Raw genomic sequence first — 18815 nt, 5'->3', positions numbered from 1 at the left:
ACATCCGACCACGCAAGCGATTTAACTGGCTGTGTCCGATCGAGGTATTCACTCAGCTGATGGGCTTGCAACATGAGGCTCCTGCTTCAATTCAATAACCGTGTTGCACTCAGCTCCTGCAACCGCCGAGTAACAAGTGAAAGCTTTCAGAAAGCTGCCGCGAAGGTTACTAATGTGAAAGGTGAACCCTACTCCGCGTTTACGCTTTCAAGCCAGATGGCATTTTTGTTATCACCAAAGGTTGGCAGACGCTGACGGAACACAGATGACCTCAAAAGCTTATTGGAACCGGTGGCCCCTCCCAATTCCTCGATACGCCGGTAGATCTGAGCAAGGCCTCCGCGTCGACTCCGGTTTTTTCCAGGCTTGTCAGATCCCACTCGAAGAAACTGGAAAATACCAGGAAAACCTTGCTTGCTACCGCTGAAGTCAATCTTACCGTCGAGTAATTCACCGGGAGCTTCATCCGGATGAGTTCAGAGACAGTCCATATCAAAGTTCTTAGACGGAAATGCCATACTGACTCTTGATGAATCTTTATCTGTTGATAAGTAAGGGGAAACCTCTGCTTGCGTAGATCCAGCTCATGAGGTAACGAACCTGGGAGTAGCGATTGCAAATTCCGAATATTCACTCTCTTCGGATCTTTCGTAACTTTATATAGCTCATCTACGCCCGCTTCGATAAGGGCCGCATACGCGCCGTCTCTTGAGTCGACAGACTTTTCGACCGTAACTGCAATTTTTTTAGGTGCACGGAGTTTTGCCATTAACCATGCGTTATCATGTTCTAGAATCCATTGCGTAGGTTTGTACGCCTTCTTCCAGAGGTACTCGACATCGGCGTCGTTACGTAGCGCTAAAAGCAACTCAATTTTTTGGCGATACCTAGTTTTTTGGCTAGGATGCGATTCTTCAACTTTGGACGCTCGCGGAGAAACAGAGGCACTCAGCAGAATAGACTCATTCTTCAGAGCCTCTTCAAAGTCATCTGCACTGGAAAACAAATGAAGAGCAATGATCAAATGCCTCGCGAGCGGCATATTTAGCTGACCTTTGTCTGATTTGAGCCGGATCCATTGCTCATGTTTCCCGGTGTTATAGGCTGGATCAATCTGCGACAAAAGCTCATCACCGTAAGCGCTTTGGATGCTGTCGAATAGTTTTGCGATACCTGCATTTTTTCCGAAAATATATCCGCGTTTCTTGCATTGGCGGACGTAGCAAGAACTTAATACCGTACTGCCTATCGGAGGAATATTGCGTTGCAAGATATCGTGTGCGAACAGGGCGACTTTCTGTTCCAGTTTTGAGCCCTTGTGAGTCGCTGCGCTGTTTAAGGGGCTCCAACCGCATGCGCATGGCTCAGTCAGATTGGGAAGTAGCTTCAATTTTCGGTAGAACGGGCGAGAGCACTCGGGGCAGGCATGGATCAATGTGTCGCCATGACGCCAACAGACGGCAACACCGGGTATTTGGTGAGATCGATGCCAGTAGGCAGAACCCCGATCAATCAAATCCTCCTGAACGCAGGTAGGACAAAGCTTAGCCTTGCCATGGGTGGACTCCTCTCTGCGGGGCACCCGTACCACCCCGTCATAACCCAGCGGACCTACGTTGTTCTCCGGACCCTGCTTAACCCCAAGAAAAGGCCGGTAAGCAGGAAAAGTGGTATTGCTACTGATCAGCTCTGCGAGATTGCTCTCCGATTGCCCCGGCAGTCTGTGGGCGAGCCTCTCGATCTGATTGGGTACGATGCCACCAATGCAAAAGGGTTTCGATGCGAACAAATCGCGGTAGGTTTCTGTCGCGGTTCTGTTGCCTGACAGATAGTGATATCGGGTGACACGAGAGTGCAGCATTTCATCCGGCATCGACACGGGGAAAAACAATAGATCAGACATCATTTACCGATTAAAGGTAGGGCTCGAAGAGAATATGCATCCGGGGGCAGTATATATGCAACCCGTCAAATTCTGTATCCGGTATCGATTTGGAAATGATACCCAGCCGCTCAACTTTTAACCGTAGTGAATTCATCTAAGCCCTGCCGCGATCGTACTCTTGAATACAAAACACGTATCGATAACCTGCGCAGGTCAGCCCATGGCAATTGCAAAACTATTTCTGTTGATCGCGGGTTAGTACGTTTTACTTGCTGATCGTGGTCATCCAGCGTATGCCGTAGCTATTCTGGAAGGTGCAAATATTCATTAACAGAAAAATAATGTGTTTACGTTGAATTAAATTCAGAACTTTTTTAGATCGAGGGAATGGCTGGCTGGATTACAGCGTGGGCCGAATGCTCGCGACCCTGTAAAGCGAAGAACGTGATATAGGCTTGCCCTCCGAGAGCAATTTGCTTCTAGCCCATCGCAGACGCCTATCGTGGAAGCCTTCGATTGATTCACATACTTTGTCGAGCATTGCTGCACAGAGAGGAAGCTTGCAGAGCTGCTTTTCGAAGCGAGACAGAACATGAAGCTCCCGGCCAATTCTGGTACGCGAGATGCGGACAGGCTTACCCGCAAGAGCATAAAGCGCTTCAGCACACTGACGGACTTCGCCGGCCAGTCTCGCATCGAGGGCAGCGAACATTTCGGCGCTATTTAGACGGGGCGTACGATGGGGGCTTGGGTTTACAGTTGACTCCGAAAGCCACCGCCTATCGTGGCGATACAGCCACGCATACCCCCTGCATGCATGTGCTTTGTAAAAACGATAATCAGCCTCGAAAGCCGTGCGTCTTGCGCATAGCTCAATGTGAAATCTTGCCTCACTCCAAGCACCTTGCCCGCCGGCTACATTTCGGATGTGACGATAGACATACGCCAATGAAACGCCTAGAACGGCAGCGATCTTTTTGGCATCAGCGCCCTCAAGAGCATGTTTCCACACAGCGGCTGACGAACAGTCCATGCCTTCACCGGGCATCACCGGAGAAAGGCGCGTGTGAAGTTGAATGTGAGCTATCGGACCACACGCCACCGCCTGTTTCACCGGGCGTTGACCATGCAGCAAGTTCACCATGTCAATGCCCAGAGCACCGGCCAATAAAATGTATTTGAGCGGGTGGTGGGAGGTTATTGGCGTACGAAGCAGCTTCGTGACCCACGAGGCGGGTGTACCTGCACGAACTTCTCCGAGTATGGAAAATTCCCATTCTTGCGGGAGTGCGGCAAAAAAATCGGCCATGTGCTGCGCCAGCATGTGCATGTGCAAGCGATGGTTATCAGAGGCAAGGTTAAGCTGCGTTGCCCTTTGTAAAAACGTGTAGCGCACCGCCTCCGCTGACAAAGCACTGACTTCAGACTCGATGACCTGAAGTGAGCGCAACGCTATTTCGTGAAGCGGCGGCATGCTCAGCGACGGGGTATCGAGACGTAACGTGTGAGCTTGCACATTCTCATCACTCGGCAGATTGAGTTGTCGAGAGCTGCGGCTGGACCAGCGAGGATCAAGGATACTAAGTGACGTCCCGTGATGCGGACATACCAGCACGCCTGGAAGCATGTGAACCCTGTGCCAGTAAGCAACTCCCCGTTGGGCCTGATCTTGGGCGATACATTCTGGGCATAACCGCACTCGGGAGGCGAATCCAATACGGCTCGCGTTGACGCCCAGCTTCAACATCAAACCCTTCCCATCGGCAGTCATCAGCGTCCGAGCGTGTTCTACCTGGCTCATAGTCAAAAACGGCGCATAGTAGGGTAATAGCGTGTGACGCATAAGGACCTCGGCTATCGATAGCTCGGTACCGCTGGGTAGCGCGTCGACAAACTCCCCTAAATGACTTGGGAATGCCACATTTTGCGAAAATGCTGCCGCCGATTTCAGGCCGGCAAATGCTGCTTGGCAATTACGAACACCGCAAAGACGGGCATAGCGAGATATCACGCTGTGCAGCGTCTCATCGGGGAACGCGGTGGGGAAGAAATGGAGTTTAAGGTGCACTTCGCCACCCCCCGACTCACGCTTTGTGATACATCGGTGAGAACTCAAACAAGTCCTCGTTGAGCCAGCCCGCAGCTCGCAGAGCATCGAGGGGAGCGTCCTGTTCGCTTAGGGCTTTAGCCTCTGAGTTTTCCACACCAGTTGCAATAGGCGATGGGTGATCCTTCGCAAGAATGGTTGGAGATTGGTCTGCCGGCTTCTCACGGGACACAACGCTTCGAAGCAAGGCGAGGCGATCCTCTCGTGCCAAACCGTCGAAGACCATCATTTCGCTCAGTTGATCCTCAATCGGCAGCAAATCGTCGAACTGCCGCATCCGCTTCGGATCTCGGCTACGCAGAGCTGAAAGGGCTGGCTTTAGAATCTGCATTTTTGAGTTGCTTACCTTCACCAGGACCTCGGCAGTCAAACACTCCGAGCCACTCTGGACCGCATAACGCTGACTCAATACCAGCAGCTTGACCAGGAAATCTGTGACGCCTTGAGTGTGCTCATACAGCGTGTCGAAAATCTCGTCAGTCAGCTCAGCAGTCTGCTTGCACCACTGATAGCTCCAGAGATTTTCGACTAACAACCGCCACTCCTCATCCTCTTTTTCGAATCGTTTGAATTCCAGCGTACCGGCACCACAGACTCGGCGGGCAGTCCGCATGGCTTCTGAGAACAGGCTAATCGTAGAGTTCGTGCCACTGAAAACGACCGGGATACCAATGTTGTTAACCAAGTGCAGAAAGAAATTCAGCATGCTCTCCTTACCACCGGTTTTCGCCAGGTGGAGGTTTTGCAGCTCGTCGATTAACAAGGCGCCGATGAAAAACGTGCTGGCCACCTGCTCCATCTGTTGCAGCGCATCATTGATATTTCGATGCCTGTAGCGCTTGTGATAGTCCTTGTCTCCTAGAGCGTCACCAACCGCATAAAAAAACTGCTGGCAAAATCCAGCCAGCGATCCATCCCGAGGGCAGTCAAGCTTCAGCCAAGTGATTTGGGTATGAACAAACTGCTTTCCCTCATAGCGCTCATGACGGATTGTCTGTGGATAAAGGCTCAAAATGGCGTGGAGTGCCGTCGACTTGCCAATACCGCTCAGGCCGACGACGGTAAACGTTTCAGCAGTGGACTTGAACGCATCGTGGTAACGCTGAGCCCCCGATAAAGAATGCAAATGCCGGACGGTAGCGGGCGACATCGGGTTACGCCCAACATACCCTCGACGGATGAGCAGTGAAAACAGGGCCTCCAGTTCCAGGTGTAACAAAAACGGCTGTACCACGGTTCTTAATCGGTCGATACAGTGAATTCGAGTGGATCCTTCGAGGGTCAGCTCTTTCGGATCCACCGGCTGAGGAAAATTCGAGATCAGCTCAATAGCCGCCGCCTCCGACAATATAGGAGGCAAAGCTTCGATAAGCGGATTGCCCGCATACTCACTTATGTCCTGTTTGACGTAATTGGCAAACGTCTGCGCACCTTTCATTTTGCCTGTCCTGGCCGAATTCTTTTGAGCAAATCGATAACTTGCGCAGTGCGCTCGCCGGCATATGAGTCATGCGCTTTCGGTGTCGATTCAGATTGAAGTGAAGCTGGCTCCGCCCTGACGCCTTCAGGAACAGCCGCATTTTCACGCTCACGGAGACGTTCTTCTGCGCGGTTCTCGCGGATGTTTCCAGTGGCCTCCGCCTTGGTGGGCGGAGCAGGTTCCAATTTTCGTTCTGCGAGCGCATGGCTGATGATCTGGTGGACCTGATCGCTAAGCTGCACACGGCTTTCCAGCTCGGCTCGCCGGTGAGTAGGCGGTTTTTGGCGATAGGCTTCGAGCAGATCAAAAATCTCGTCCGAGCGGTAATTCGCGTAACCGGCATCCGATCGTCGAAGATCACAGCGGATAAACTGCTTGGCCTCTCCCTGGATCCAGATGTGCGCCGCAGAGTTCGGATCGAACCAACACTCTATTGACCAAACGCCCCCTTTGCGAGCCTTGGCAAACCAATCTTTCTCTATGGCCATATCACAAACGTAGTGCATGCCGCGAAACATCACGCCGCCCTTTTGAACGGTCGCGCGCTCGCGCGGCAAGAGATGGAGGTAAACCAGCTCGTCGGGACGTTTGTTGGATTCGATCAGGTCGTTTTCGCAGGCCCAATTCCATATCCCGTTGGGCGTAGGTTCAACACCGTCATTCATCATCGCCTGAGTCAGTCGGTCAGGCTGTCGATGGTGCCGGTTATAGTGGAGCACGCAATTGATGAGGATCTGGGTGAACTCTTTGAGGTTTAGCGTGGCATCGAGCCGGTAATCTCGCTCGCCTCGCTCTTTGTCTCGCGCAGCTACCCCGCCAGGTAGCCATCTGATACCCGTCAAATCATTCAAAATGCCAAACCGACTTTCTACCATAGGCTTCCAATCAGGCCGATAAGGCGGAGCCGTGCCCATCTCAATTCCCAAGCCTGACGATAGCCCCTCTGCTGCCAGTGACAACATCTCTCCCCTGTCGGCGTAAATCTGGTGGGGCAGGTGGTGACAATTCCAATCATCTGAATTGATTTCAACGCCGTTCTGAGCGCAGAACTCGACTTTGGGGGTAAACGCGTTGAACAGCGCTTGCCTCGCCCCGTTCCAACTGGGACCTTCCAATCCTACATAGAGGCCAACAATCATTCCGGAGAAACTATCCACAACGATATAAACTACGGGCCGGCCAATAAGCATCCGTCTAGAGTAGCTATTGACCAAATAAATATCGGCAATAGTTGCGTCGATTTCAAACTGATGACACGGTCCACGCAGCCAATCGCGAACGGTACCTGAAAGCGGACGGCAGTCCTTTAACCACTTCCTCAACCCTTTACGGCCACGCTCGGTTTCAATTTCGTCGAAAAAAATCTGTCCCCAATATCTGAATTGCCTCAGGCTGGGCAGCTCTAAGCTAGGTAGCAAACGAAGCTCTTCTTCACTGTTTTTAGAGATGTCTCGAACCGAGTAGAATCTTCTCAACATTTCGTCATATGCGCTCGAAATAGAAGATTTCTTATCTTTTACATAAAGGGCATATCCAACTCGTATGCATCGTTTATCAACCGCACTGAGCATCTTGGAAGGCGCAGTGAGAACGCCTTGAAACGTAGGTTTTCGCCCTGGAGGCCTACTCGGATCATATTTTCTATCGGCAACTCCTACCGCCGAGTAATTATTAAGTAATGAGTTTCGAACTTGACCATAAAACCAATATCGGTAAAGAAGCCGATAGATCGTTTTTCGCTGAATTCCGAGCTCTGACGCCCGTTTGGTAACAAGCCGGCCTAACTCTCCCCGTACAAATATTTGTCCTGGATATTCAGGATCTAGCAGCGGGGCTATGACCGCCCACTTTTCGTCCCGGCCTTGCTTGGCTCTCTCATCCAGCTGGTCCTCAAGCACAAGCATAAACTCGGGTGTGGTAATGGCTGCTGGTTTCGTGTGACCAGACGCTAACGAACGACGCAACTCTTCGAGACCAATGGCGTAGGGCTGCCGGGGTGGGTCTGCTAGATCTATCACCACAGCCAAGTCATGCGTTTCATCTTGGTAAATGAGCCTAGCTATCGTAGCGATGACCGACAGATCGGTAACAGGCTCAAAAACCTCATTAACGAGGACAGTCATGACATTTTCTCCTTCAACGATCCTTGGACAGGGATCTGGAAAACTTCGAATTCAGGAACTAGACTAGTAAGGTGGAGAGGAGTGTTAATCAAATCTATTTTCAGTACCTTGTTCCAAACCAGATGGAAGAAAATTGCCTGAGCGTCTAGATAAGAGATGGACAGAAGGGACGCTATTTTTCTTAGACAGGTGGCCAAAGTCCACGAATATTCCCGGCTGTTTGCTAGGCACTCGATAAAACTCGAATGCAAAGGGACTTTCATTAAATCGCGAGGGAGCTTCGAGTATTTTCTGATTAGTCCAAGATTTTTTATCAAATCTCGTGTAAAAAATTCATCTGTGACGATTTTCCAATCAACACCTTGGCTTTGCCAAAAGCGCTTTTCAATCTCAAGTTTTTCAAGCGTGCGGTTACTTCCTTTGCCAACTAGGTCGGATCGATACTTCACCGTTCTAGCTACCGACTTAAAGTTTCCGCTCAAGTCCTTAACGGTTAGCAGGAAATCTGTTGTCATTACATAGGGCAGTGTCGTTCTAGGGTATCTGGGATAACGTACATCTATTGCCGACGCTATCGCTTGCGCGCGCTCTGTGGGTAGTAACGGATATTGCTCACGGATATCCACGACGTCTTCAGAAAATTCACACACAAGGAAGTACGAACGCTCGAGATCTGACAGTAGGTGATGAATCCTCTCGATCTTCACACCTTGGATTTTGTGCGAACGACCTATCGACGGGACATCTTGTACCCGCAGCCAAGGCACGTAGCTTGCCCCGGCGCCTTCGCCAAATCCATTTGCAATGTGCCGTTCAATGTCCTGCTGTGATGCAAACTTACGACCTCGCAACCCACGCCTCCTCAGTCGATGCGGACCGCTTCACCTCACGCCGAGAAAAGTCGTAGAAGAACACGACCGCCGTAGCGGCCATATTCAAAGCATTTTCTAGACTACACCCGCAGAGAGTTGAAGCGATGAATCCAGACCAAAGGGAAAGCCTGGAAAGGAAAAACCCCCGTAGATACGGGGGTTTGAGCCTTGTGTCAATCTATGTTCATGAGTGTCAAACTTTATTGTTTTGTGTCAATCTTTATTGTTCAAAGCCACACGCGATTTACGCCTGTGGATAACTCACTCCACTGTCACCGACTTGGCCAGGTTGCGCGGTTGGTCGACGTCGGTGCCCTTGAGCACGGCGACGTAGTAGGACAGCAGTTGCAGCGGGATGGTGTAGAGGATCGGCGACAGGATGTCGTGGATGTGCGGCATGTGGACCACGTGGGTGCCTTCGCCATTGGTCATGCCTGCCTGCTCATCGGCGAACACGATCAGCTCGCCGCCACGGGCGCGCACTTCCTGCAGGTTGGACTTGAGCTTCTCCAGCAACTCGTTGTTCGGCGCCACAGTCACCACCGGCATGTCGTTATCCACAAGCGCCAGCGGGCCGTGTTTCAACTCGCCGGCCGGGTAGGCTTCAGCGTGAATGTAGGAGATTTCCTTGAGCTTGAGCGCCCCTTCCATGGCCACCGGGAATTGCGCACCGCGACCCAGGAACAGGGTGTGGTTCTTCTCGGCGAACAGCTCAGCGATTTTTTCCACCGTGCTGTCCATGGCCAGGGCTTCGCCCAGGCGGGTCGGCAGGCGGCGCAGTTCTTCTACCAGGGTCGCTTCGACGCCCTTGGCCAAGGTGCCACGGACCTGGCCCAGGGACAGGGTCAGCAGCAGCAGGCCGACCAGTTGCGTGGTGAAGGCCTTGGTCGAGGCTACGCCAATTTCACGGCCGGCCTGGGTCAGTAGGGTCAGGTCGGATTCACGCACCAGCGAGCTGATGCCGACGTTGCAGATGGCCAGGCTGGCGAGGAAGCCCAGCTCCTTGGCATTGCGCAGGGCGGCCAGGGTGTCGGCGGTTTCCCCGGACTGGGAAATGGTGACAAACAGGGTGTCAGGCTGCACCACCACCTTGCGGTAGCGGAACTCGCTGGCAACTTCGACCTGGCACGGGATGCCGGCCAGCTCTTCGAGCCAGTAACGGGCAACCATGCCGGCGTGGTAACTGGTGCCGCAGGCGACGATCTGGACATTGCGCACTTTGGCGAACAGCTCGGCGGCCTGTGGACCGAAGGCCTGGACCAACACCTGGTTCTGACTCAGGCGGCCTTCCAGGGTGCGTTGCACCACGGCTGGCTGCTCGTGGATTTCCTTGAGCATGAAGTGGCGGAACTCGCCCTTGTCGGCAGCTTCGGCACCGTCGCGGTACTGCACGGCTTCGCGCTCGACCGGGTTCCCCGTCACGTCCCAGATCTGCACGCTGTCGCGGCGGATCTCGGCGATATCGCCCTCCTCCAGGTACATGAAGCGGTCGGTCACCTGGCGCAGGGCCAGTTGGTCGGAAGCCAGGAAGTTCTCGCCAAGGCCCAAGCCGATCACCAGCGGGCTGCCGCTGCGGGCGGCAATCACGCGGTCAGGCTGGGAGGCGCTGATCACCGCCAGGCCGTAGGCGCCGTGCAACTCTTTGACGGTGGCCTTGAGGGCCACGGTCAGGTCACCCAGCTCCTTGAGCTTGAGGTTCAGCAGGTGGGCGATGACTTCGGTGTCGGTGTCGGAGGTGAACACATAACCCTGGGCCTTGAGCTGTGCGCGCAGGGCTTCGTGGTTCTCGATGATGCCGTTGTGCACCACGGCCAGGTCGCCGGAGAAATGCGGGTGGGCGTTGCGCTCGCAAGGGGCACCGTGGGTGGCCCAACGGGTGTGGGCGATACCCAGGCGGCCAACCAGAGGTTCAGCCTCCAGGGCCTGTTCCAACTCGCTGACCTTGCCCGGGCGACGCACGCGCTCTAGGGTGCCGGCGTTGGTGAAAACGGCTACACCGGCGCTGTCATAGCCACGGTATTCAAGGCGCTTGAGGCCTTCGAGCAGGATCGGCGTGATATTACGTTCAGCAACGGCGCCAACAATTCCACACATGGTTTTTCTCCTAAATGACAGCCGCGCATATCAGCGTAATGCCACGGGCCTGGATCTGGTCGCGGGCCTCGAGCGGCAGGCGATCGTCGGTAATAAGGGTATGGACACTGCTCCATGGCAGCTCCAGGTTGGGAATCTTGCGGCCGATCTTGTCAGCCTCCACCATCACCACCACTTCCCGGGCCACATCGGCCATCACTCGGCTCAAGCCCAGCAACTCGTTGAAGGTGGTGGTTCCTCGCACCAGATCGATACCGTCGGCGCCGATAAACAACTGGTCGAAGTCGTAGGAGCGTAGTACCTGTTCGGCGACCTGGCCTTGAAAGGACTCGGAGTGCGGGTCCCAGGTGCCACCGGTCATCAACAGCACCGGCTCGTGCTCCAACTCGCTCAGGGCGTTGGCCACGTGCAGGGAGTTGGTCATGACCACCAGGCCTGGCTGCTGGCCAAGTTCGGGAATCATGGCGGCGGTGGTACTGCCGCTGTCGATGATTATCCGCGCGTGCTCGCGAATGCGTTTGACCGCAGCGCGGGCGATAGCCTGCTTGTACTTGGAGACCGGCTGGCCAATCTCGCTGACCAATTCCTGGGGCATGCTGATAGCACCGCCGTAGCGTCGCAGCAGCAAACCGTGGCTCTCAAGTGCAGCCAGATCCTTGCGGATCGTAACTTCCGAAGTTTCGAAGCGCTTGGCCAGCTCGTCCACGCTCACTTCGCCCTGTTCATTGAGCAAGGCAAGAATATTGTGGCGTCGTTGGGGTGTATTGCGTTTCGACATGGGGGCTTAAGTTTCGATTCGAAAGATAACGGAAGCAATCAAAACCTATCGGCTGAAATTCGTCAAGCGGGCGATGGAAAAAACCATGGGTGTTGGCGGGTGGAAAGTTATCCACAGAACGGGTCTAGCTACGATCAGCGCTACCCGGTGCATGCCTCTCGGGTGGGAGTCGGGAACACACTTGCGCCTGACATTTATGTAACAACAGCCCGGGCATTGCACCCGGGCTGTGGATAACTCAGTTCTTTTTGATCTTCTCCGGACGTTTCCAGCCGTCGATATTCTTTTGCCGGGAGCGCGCCACGGCCAACTGGGATTTCTCCACCTTCTGGTTGATCGTCGAACCGGCCGCAGTAGTCGCGCCGTCCAAGATATCCACAGGCGCCACCAGGGAGTTGTTGGAACCAATGAATACATCCTGGCCAAGCACCGTCTTGTGCTTGTTGGCGCCGTCATAGTTGCAGGTGATGGTGCCCGCACCGATGTTGGTCCGTGCGCCGATTTCGGCATCGCCCAGGTAGGTCAGATGACCGGCCTTGGCGTCTTCGCCGAGGTGGGCATTCTTCAGTTCGACAAAGTTACCCACATGGGCCCGGGCATCCAGCACCGTGCCCGGACGCAGGCGTGCGAAAGGACCGGCATCGCTGCCCTCGCCCAACACCGCGCCATCGATGTGGCTGTTCGCCTTGATCACCACCCCCTTGCGCAGGGTGCTGTCCTTGATCACGCAGTTAGGGCCGATAACCACGTCGTCCTCGATCACCACCCGGCCTTCAAGAATCACGTTGATATCGATCAGCACGTCGCGGCCGACCGTGACGTCACCGCGGACGTCAAAACGTGCCGGGTCGCGCAGGGTCACGCCCTGGGCCATCAGACGACGCGCCGCGCGCAACTGGTAGTGCCGTTCCAGTTCCGACAGTTGCTTGCGATCGTTGGCGCCCTGCACTTCCATGGCGTCATGGGGTTGCTCGGTGGCCACGGTCAACCCGTCGCTGACCGCCATGGCGATCACGTCGGTCAGGTAATACTCGCCCTGGGCGTTGTTATTCGACAGCCGACTCATCCAGTCGCCCAGACGCTTGGCCGGGACCGCGAGAATACCGGTGTTGCCTTCGGTGATAGCGCGCTCGGCTTCGTTGGCGTCCTTCTGCTCGACGATGGCGGTAACCTTGCCTTCGCCGTTGCGCACGATGCGCCCGTAGCCGGTCGGGTCCGCCAATTCAACCGTCAACAGGCCCAACTGCTCGGGGCCGGCCTGCAATAGCAGGCGTTGCAGGGTCTCGACCTCGATCAACGGCACGTCGCCATAGAGGATCAGCACCGTATCGGCACTGATGAACGGCACCGCCTGGGCAACCGCATGGCCGGTACCGAGCTGCTTGTCCTGCAGCACGAAATTCAGATCATCCGCTGCCAGGCGCTCGCGCACGGCATCGGCACCGTGGCCGATGACCACGTGAATCCGCTCCGGGCTGAGCTGGCGGGCACTGTGGATAACATGGCCGAGCATGGAGTTGCCCGCCACCGGGTGCAGAACCTTCGGCAAGGCCGAGCGCATGCGCGTGCCTTGACCGGCAGCGAGAATAACGATTTCGAGAGACATGACTGGCTACCAATCCTGGGAGGTCAGGCTACGACCAAGAAGTGAGAGTTGCAGAAAAAGAAAAAGGGTAGCCGAGGCTACCCTTTTTAATCAATCACACATAAAGCTCAGGGCTTAGCCGCCAAACTTTTTGCGGATCTGCTGGACGGTGCGCAGCTGAGCTGCAGCCTCGGCCAGACGTGCAGCAGCAGAACCGTAGTCGAAATCTGCGCCCTTTTCATTCAGGGCCTTCTCAGCGGCCTTGACGGCTTGCTGAGCGGAGGCTTCGTCCAGGTCGGCAGCACGTTGCACGGTGTCGGCAAGAACCTTGACCATGTTCGGCTGAACCTCGAGGAAACCACCGGAGATGTAAAACACCTCGGTTTCCCCGCCCTGCTTGATCAAGCGGATCGGACCTGGCTTCAAATTGGTGATCAGCGGTGCGTGACCCAGAGCGATACCAAGATCACCCAGCTCACCGTGCGCAATTACCATTTCAACCAGACCGGAGAAGATTTCCCCTTCCGCGCTGACGATATCGCAATGGACTGTCATAGCCATCTGCTTGCCTCAACCTAAATTAGCGCCCGTTGCCGGGCGCCGGGATTACAGTTTCTTGGCTTTCTCGATCGCTTCTTCGATGCCGCCGACCATGTAGAACGCTTGTTCTGGCAGGTGGTCGTAGTCACCGTTGAGGATGCCTTTGAAGCCAGCAATGGTGTCTTTCAGGGAAACGTATTTACCCGAAGCACCGGTGAAGACTTCAGCCACGAAGAACGGCTGCGACAAGAAGCGCTGGATCTTACGAGCGCGGGATACCAACTGCTTGTCGGTTTCCGACAGCTCGTCCATACCCAGGATCGCGATGATGTCCTTCAGCTCTTTGTAGCGCTGCAGCACGTACTGAACGCCGCGAGCGGTGTCGTAGTGCTCCTGGCCGATCACGTTCGGGTCCAGCTGGCGCGAAGTCGAGTCGAGTGGATCGACCGCTGGGTAGATACCCAGGGAAGCGATGTCACGGGACAGAACGACGGTGGCGTCCAAGTGGGCGAAGGTGGTCGCTGGCGACGGGTCGGTCAAGTCATCCGCAGGTACGTATACCGCTTGGATCGAGGTGATCGAACCTTCTTTGGTCGAAGTGATACGTTCTTGCAGAACGCCCATCTCTTCAGCCAGGGTCGGCTGGTAACCTACTGCGGAAGGCATACGGCCCAGCAGTGCGGATACTTCAGTACCGGCCAGGGTGTAACGATAGATGTTGTCGACGAACAGCAGAACGTCGTTACCTTCGTCACGGAACTTCTCGGCCATGGTCAGGCCGGTCAGTGCTACGCGCAGACGGTTACCCGGCGGCTCGTTCATCTGACCGTAAACCAGTGCCACTTTGTCCAGAACGTTGGAATCCTTCATCTCGTGGTAGAAGTCGTTACCCTCACGAGTACGCTCACCCACACCGGCGAACACGGAATAACCGCTGTGCTCGATGGCGATGTTACGGATCAGTTCCATCATGTTTACGGTTTTGCCTACACCGGCACCACCGAACAGACCGACTTTACCGCCTTTGGCAAACGGGCAAACCAGGTCGATAACCTTGATGCCGGTTTCCAGCAGGTCGTTGCCGCCCGCTTGCTCGGCGAACGAAGGTGCTGGACGGTGAATGCCCCAACGCTCTTCGGTGTCGATCGGGCCAGCTTCGTCAATCGGGTTGCCCAGTACGTCCATGATCCGGCCCAGGGTCGCTTTACCGACCGGTACGGAGATGGCTGCGCCAGAGTCGATAACGTCCAGACCGCGCTTCAAGCCTTCGGTGGAACCCATCGCAATGGTACGAACTACGCCGTCGCCCAGCTGCTGCTGAACTTCCAGAGTAGTTTCCGCGCCTTGTACTTTCAGCGCGTTGTAGATGCTCGGTACGCTGTCGCGTGGAAATTCCACGTCGATAACGGCGCCGATGATTTGAACGATACGTCCGCTACTCATAGCTGGATCCTCTGAATATTTGAACCGTTAAACCGCGGCAGCGCCGCCGACGATTTCCGAGATCTCTTGGGTGATCGCAGCCTGACGCGCCTTGTTGTAGATCAGCTGCAAATCGCTGATCAAATCACCGGCGTTGTCGGTAGCGTTCTTCATTGCGATCATCCGCGCGGCTTGTTCAGCTGCGTTGTTCTCGACCACCGCCTGGTACACCTGCGACTCCACGTAGCGCACCATCAAGCCGTCTAGCAGCTCTTTGGCGTCTGGTTCGTAGAGGTAGTCCCAGTGGTGCTTGAGTTCTTGATCCGGGGTTGCCTCCAGCGGAATCAACTGCTCCACCTTAGGCTGCTGCGTCATGGTGTTGATGAACTTGTTGGACACCACGGACAGGCGATCAATACGGCCTTCCAGATAAGCATCCAGCATCACCTTGACGCTGCCGATCAGATCATTGATCGACGGCTCTTCACCCAAGTGGCTGATGGCTGCAACGACGTTACCGCCGAAGTTGCGGAAGAATGCCGCACCTTTGCTGCCTACCACGCACAGATCGATCTCGACGCCGTTTTCGCGGTTTACCGCCATGTCCTTGACCAGGGCCTTGAACAGGTTGGTGTTCAAGCCACCGCACAAACCACGGTCACTGCTCACGACGACATAACCAACGCGCTTGATTTCGCGGTCGATCATGAACGGGTGGCGATATTCCGGGTTGGCGTTGGCCAGATGCCCAATTACCTGGCGGATACGCTCCGCATAAGGACGGCTAGCAGCCATGCGCATTTGTGCCTTGCGCATTTTGCTGACCGCCACTTTTTCCATGGCGCTGGTAATTTTTTGCGTGCTTTTGATGCTCGCAATCTTACTGCGAATCTCTTTTGCGCCTGCCATGTAACACCTATCAGGTTAGCAAGCGGGAGCCTTGCGGCTCCCGCTGCGGCTTACCAGGTTTGGGTGGCCTTGAACTTCTCGATACCGGCTTTCAGGCCAGCGTCGATTTCGTCATTGAAGTCACCCTTCACGTTGATCTTGGCCAACAAGTCGGCATGATCGCGGTTGAAGTAAGCAATCAGCGCTTGTTCAAAGCTGCCGACCTTGGTGATTTCGACGTCAGTCAGGAACCCGCGCTCAGCGGCATACAGCGACAGCGACATGTCGGCGATCGACATTGGCGCGTATTGCTTCTGCTTCATCAGCTCGGTAACGCGCTGACCATGCTCAAGTTGCTTACGGGTCGCTTCGTCCAGGTCAGAAGCGAACTGGGCGAATGCCGCCAGTTCACGGTACTGAGCCAGAGCGGTACGGATACCACCGGAGAGCTTCTTGATGATCTTGGTCTGAGCAGCACCACCTACACGGGATACCGAAACACCGGCGTTCACAGCAGGACGGATCCCGGAGTTGAACATGGCCGATTCCAGGAAGATCTGACCGTCAGTGATGGAAATCACGTTGGTCGGAACGAACGCGGAAACGTCGCCAGCTTGAGTTTCGATGATCGGCAGAGCAGTCAGGGAACCGGTTTTGCCGGTTACCGCGCCGTTGGTGAACTTCTCTACGTACTCTTCCGAAACGCGGGATGCGCGCTCCAGCAGACGGGAGTGGAGATAGAACACGTCGCCTGGGTAGGCTTCACGGCCTGGTGGACGACGCAGCAGCAGGGAAATCTGGCGGTAAGCCACTGCTTGCTTGGACAGATCGTCATAAACGATCAGCGCGTCTTCACCGCGGTCGCGGAAGAACTCGCCCATGGTGCAACCGGAGTACGGTGCCAGGAATTGCAGCGCAGGAGATTCCGAAGCACTGGCAGCCACGATGATCGTGTTGGCCAGGGCGCCGTTTTCTTCCAGCTTGCGAACCACGTTGGCGATGGTCGATTGTTTCTGACCGATAGCAACGTAGACGCAGAAGATACCGCTGTTCTTCTGGTTGATGATCGCGTCGATCGCCAGAGCGGTTTTACCGATCTGACGGTCACCGATGATCAGCTCACGCTGGCCACGGCCGACTGGGATCATGGCATCGACAGCCTTGTAGCCAGTCTGTACAGGCTGGTCTACCGACTTACGCCAGATCACGCCTGGAGCAACTTTCTCGACCGCGTCGGTCAAGGTGTTGTTCAGCGGACCTTTGCCGTCAACTGGGTTACCCAGTGCGTCGACTACGCGACCCAGGAGTTCCTTACCAACTGGAACCTCGAGGATGCGGCCGGTGCACTTGGCGCTCATGCCTTCAGCCAGACTGGTGTATGCGCCCAATACAACGGCACCTACGGAGTCTTGCTCCAGGTTGAGGGCCATACCGTAGACGCCGCCCGGAAACTCGATCATCTCGCCGTACATAACGTCGGCCAGACCGTGAATCCGCACGATGCCGTCAGATACGCTGACGACAGTGCCTTCGTTACGGGCTTGGGAGGTCACATCGAGCTTGTCGATGCGGCCCTTGATAATTTCACTTATTTCGGAAGGATTGAGTTGCTGCATTGCTCTGCTGCCCCTTCAAACTCAAGATTTCAATGCTTCGGCTAGGTTCGCGAGTTTGCCGCGAATCGAGCCATCGATAACCAGGTCGCCGGCGCGGATTACGACGCCACCAATCAGGCTGGCATCCTCCGCAGCGTGCAGGCGCACTTCCCGGCCGAGCCGTGCACTGAGAACCTTGGCGAGTTTGTCTTGCTGTTCTTGGTTCAATGCGAAAGCACTGGTGACATCCACATCTACCGATTTCTCTTGTTCGGCCTTGTACAGGTCGAACAGAGCGGAAATCTCCGGCAACAGCAGGAGACGATCGTTTTCGGCGGCAACGTGAATGAAATTCTGTGCCTTGGCATCAAACTTGTCGCCACACACGTCGATAAACGTGGTGGCCTTTTCTGCGCTCGTCAGTCGCGGGGCCTTGAGCACGCGCTGCATGGTGTCATCTTGTGACACCGCTGCAGCCAGGCCGAGCATGGCTGACCAAGAGGCCAGTTGCTGGTGGGCCTGAGCGTGCTCGAAGGCCGCCTTAGCGTAAGGTCGGGCCAACGTGGTCAGTTCTGCCATGATCGCCCTCGCTTAAATTTCAGCAGCCAGTTTGTTAACCAGCTCTGCGTGCGCGTTTTGATCGATTGTGGCACCCAGGATCTTCTCTGCGCCGTTGACTGCCAGGCTACCCAGTTGGGCACGCAGCGCGTCTTTGACACCGTTCAGTTCCTGTTCGATCTCGGCCTGAGCCTGAGCCTTCACACGGTCAGCTTCGACACGAGCCTGTTCACGGGCCTCGTCGACGATCTGAGAGCCGCGTTTCTTGGCTTGCTCAATGATTTCGGCTGCCTGAGCTTTTGCATCGCGCAGTTGCTGACCCGCTTTATCTTGGGCCAGTTCCAGGTCACGAGCTGCTCGGCTGGCAGCGTCCAGTCCATCCGCGATCTTCTTTTGGCGTTCGTGCAAAGCTGCAATGACCGGAGGCCAAATGAACTTCATGCAGAACACTACAAAAATTAAGAACGCAACGGACTGACCAATCAGGGTTGCATTAATGTTCACGCCAACACCTCGCTCGTTCGTTGTCCATCACACCAATCAACTCGAAGAATCGAGTGATTAGCCAGCGAGTTGGCCAACGAAGGGGTTTGCGAAGGTGAAGAACAGAGCGATACCAACGCCGATCATGGTTACGGCGTCGAGCAGACCGGCAACGATGAACATTTTAACTTGCAGCATTGGAACCATTTCTGGCTGACGCGCTGCGCCTTCCAGGAACTTGCCGCCCAACAGGCCGAAACCAATTGCGGTACCCAGTGCGCCCAGGCCGATCAACAGTGCAACAGCGATAGCGGTTAGACCAACTACAGTTTCCATCTTTCCTCCCGACTTTTACGTCGTATGGTTTAGGTTTTTTAGATTAAAGCGGTAAAACAAATCATTTCA

At 55.1% G+C, this 18815-nt stretch carries 15 protein-coding genes; all 15 read right to left on the bottom strand.

Annotated elements, in window-relative coordinates:
- Positions 1–271 precede the first annotated feature (271 nt).
- Positions 272–1903, bottom strand: a complete 1632-nt coding sequence (locus AC19YX_RS30355; protein WP_224450881.1) for a TnsD family Tn7-like transposition protein — start codon at positions 1901–1903, stop codon at positions 272–274.
- Between the two features lie 382 nt (positions 1904–2285).
- Positions 2286–3953 (bottom strand): TnsD family Tn7-like transposition protein, encoded by a 1668-nt coding sequence (locus tag AC19YX_RS30350; RefSeq protein WP_042556882.1) that lies wholly within the window; start codon positions 3951–3953, stop codon positions 2286–2288.
- Between the two features lie 16 nt (positions 3954–3969).
- A complete protein-coding gene (locus AC19YX_RS30345) occupies positions 3970–5430 on the bottom strand; it encodes an ATP-binding protein (RefSeq protein WP_042556883.1) in 1461 nt (486 codons plus the stop codon).
- Entirely contained in the window at positions 5427–7595 is a 2169-nt protein-coding gene (locus AC19YX_RS30340) for a TnsB C-terminal domain-containing protein (protein WP_042556884.1), read from the bottom strand. The genes AC19YX_RS30345 and AC19YX_RS30340 overlap by 4 nt, the downstream gene beginning before the upstream one ends.
- Positions 7592–8446: a TnsA endonuclease N-terminal domain-containing protein gene (locus tag AC19YX_RS30335; RefSeq protein ID WP_042556885.1), complete on the bottom strand. Its 855-nt coding sequence runs from the start codon at positions 8444–8446 to the stop codon at positions 7592–7594. The genes AC19YX_RS30340 and AC19YX_RS30335 overlap by 4 nt, the downstream gene beginning before the upstream one ends.
- 282 nt (positions 8447–8728) lie before the next feature.
- Positions 8729–10561 carry a glutamine--fructose-6-phosphate transaminase (isomerizing) gene (gene glmS / locus AC19YX_RS30330; RefSeq protein WP_078470344.1) on the bottom strand — a complete coding sequence of 611 codons (1833 nt, stop codon included), beginning with the start codon at positions 10559–10561 and terminating at the stop codon, positions 8729–8731.
- Between the two features lie 10 nt (positions 10562–10571).
- Entirely contained in the window at positions 10572–11339 is a 768-nt protein-coding gene (locus tag AC19YX_RS30325) for a DeoR/GlpR family DNA-binding transcription regulator (RefSeq protein ID WP_020294921.1), read from the bottom strand.
- A 238-nt stretch (positions 11340–11577) separates the two neighbouring features.
- Positions 11578–12945, bottom strand: coding sequence for a bifunctional UDP-N-acetylglucosamine diphosphorylase/glucosamine-1-phosphate N-acetyltransferase GlmU (glmU, locus tag AC19YX_RS30320; RefSeq protein ID WP_078470343.1), 1368 nt, complete (start codon positions 12943–12945; stop codon positions 11578–11580).
- A gap of 114 nt (positions 12946–13059) precedes the next feature.
- Positions 13060–13485 (bottom strand): F0F1 ATP synthase subunit epsilon, encoded by a 426-nt coding sequence (locus tag AC19YX_RS30315; protein WP_078470342.1) that lies wholly within the window; start codon positions 13483–13485, stop codon positions 13060–13062.
- Positions 13486–13530: 45 nt separating this feature from the next.
- Positions 13531–14907: a F0F1 ATP synthase subunit beta gene (gene atpD, locus AC19YX_RS30310; protein ID WP_020294925.1), complete on the bottom strand. Its 1377-nt coding sequence runs from the start codon at positions 14905–14907 to the stop codon at positions 13531–13533.
- Positions 14908–14934: 27 nt separating this feature from the next.
- Entirely contained in the window at positions 14935–15795 is an 861-nt protein-coding gene (atpG, locus tag AC19YX_RS30305; protein ID WP_020294926.1) for a F0F1 ATP synthase subunit gamma, read from the bottom strand.
- Positions 15796–15845: 50 nt separating this feature from the next.
- On the bottom strand, positions 15846–17390 hold the full coding sequence (gene atpA, locus AC19YX_RS30300; RefSeq protein WP_020294927.1) for a F0F1 ATP synthase subunit alpha: 1545 nt from the start codon (positions 17388–17390) through the stop codon (positions 15846–15848).
- 21 nt (positions 17391–17411) lie between these two features.
- Positions 17412–17948 carry a F0F1 ATP synthase subunit delta gene (locus AC19YX_RS30295; RefSeq protein WP_020294928.1) on the bottom strand — a complete coding sequence of 179 codons (537 nt, stop codon included), beginning with the start codon at positions 17946–17948 and terminating at the stop codon, positions 17412–17414.
- 12 nt (positions 17949–17960) lie between these two features.
- Complete coding sequence (locus tag AC19YX_RS30290; RefSeq protein ID WP_020294929.1) at positions 17961–18431, bottom strand: F0F1 ATP synthase subunit B; 471 nt, start codon at positions 18429–18431, stop codon at positions 17961–17963.
- A gap of 57 nt (positions 18432–18488) precedes the next feature.
- A complete protein-coding gene (gene atpE, locus AC19YX_RS30285) occupies positions 18489–18746 on the bottom strand; it encodes a F0F1 ATP synthase subunit C (RefSeq protein ID WP_002555987.1) in 258 nt (85 codons plus the stop codon).
- Between the last annotated feature and the right edge of the window lie 69 nt (positions 18747–18815).

Source organism: Pseudomonas sp. MF09150 (assembly GCF_059862355.1).
The sequence above is the reverse complement of the archived record's forward strand: the minus strand, read 5'-3'. Positions and strand labels throughout refer to the sequence as shown.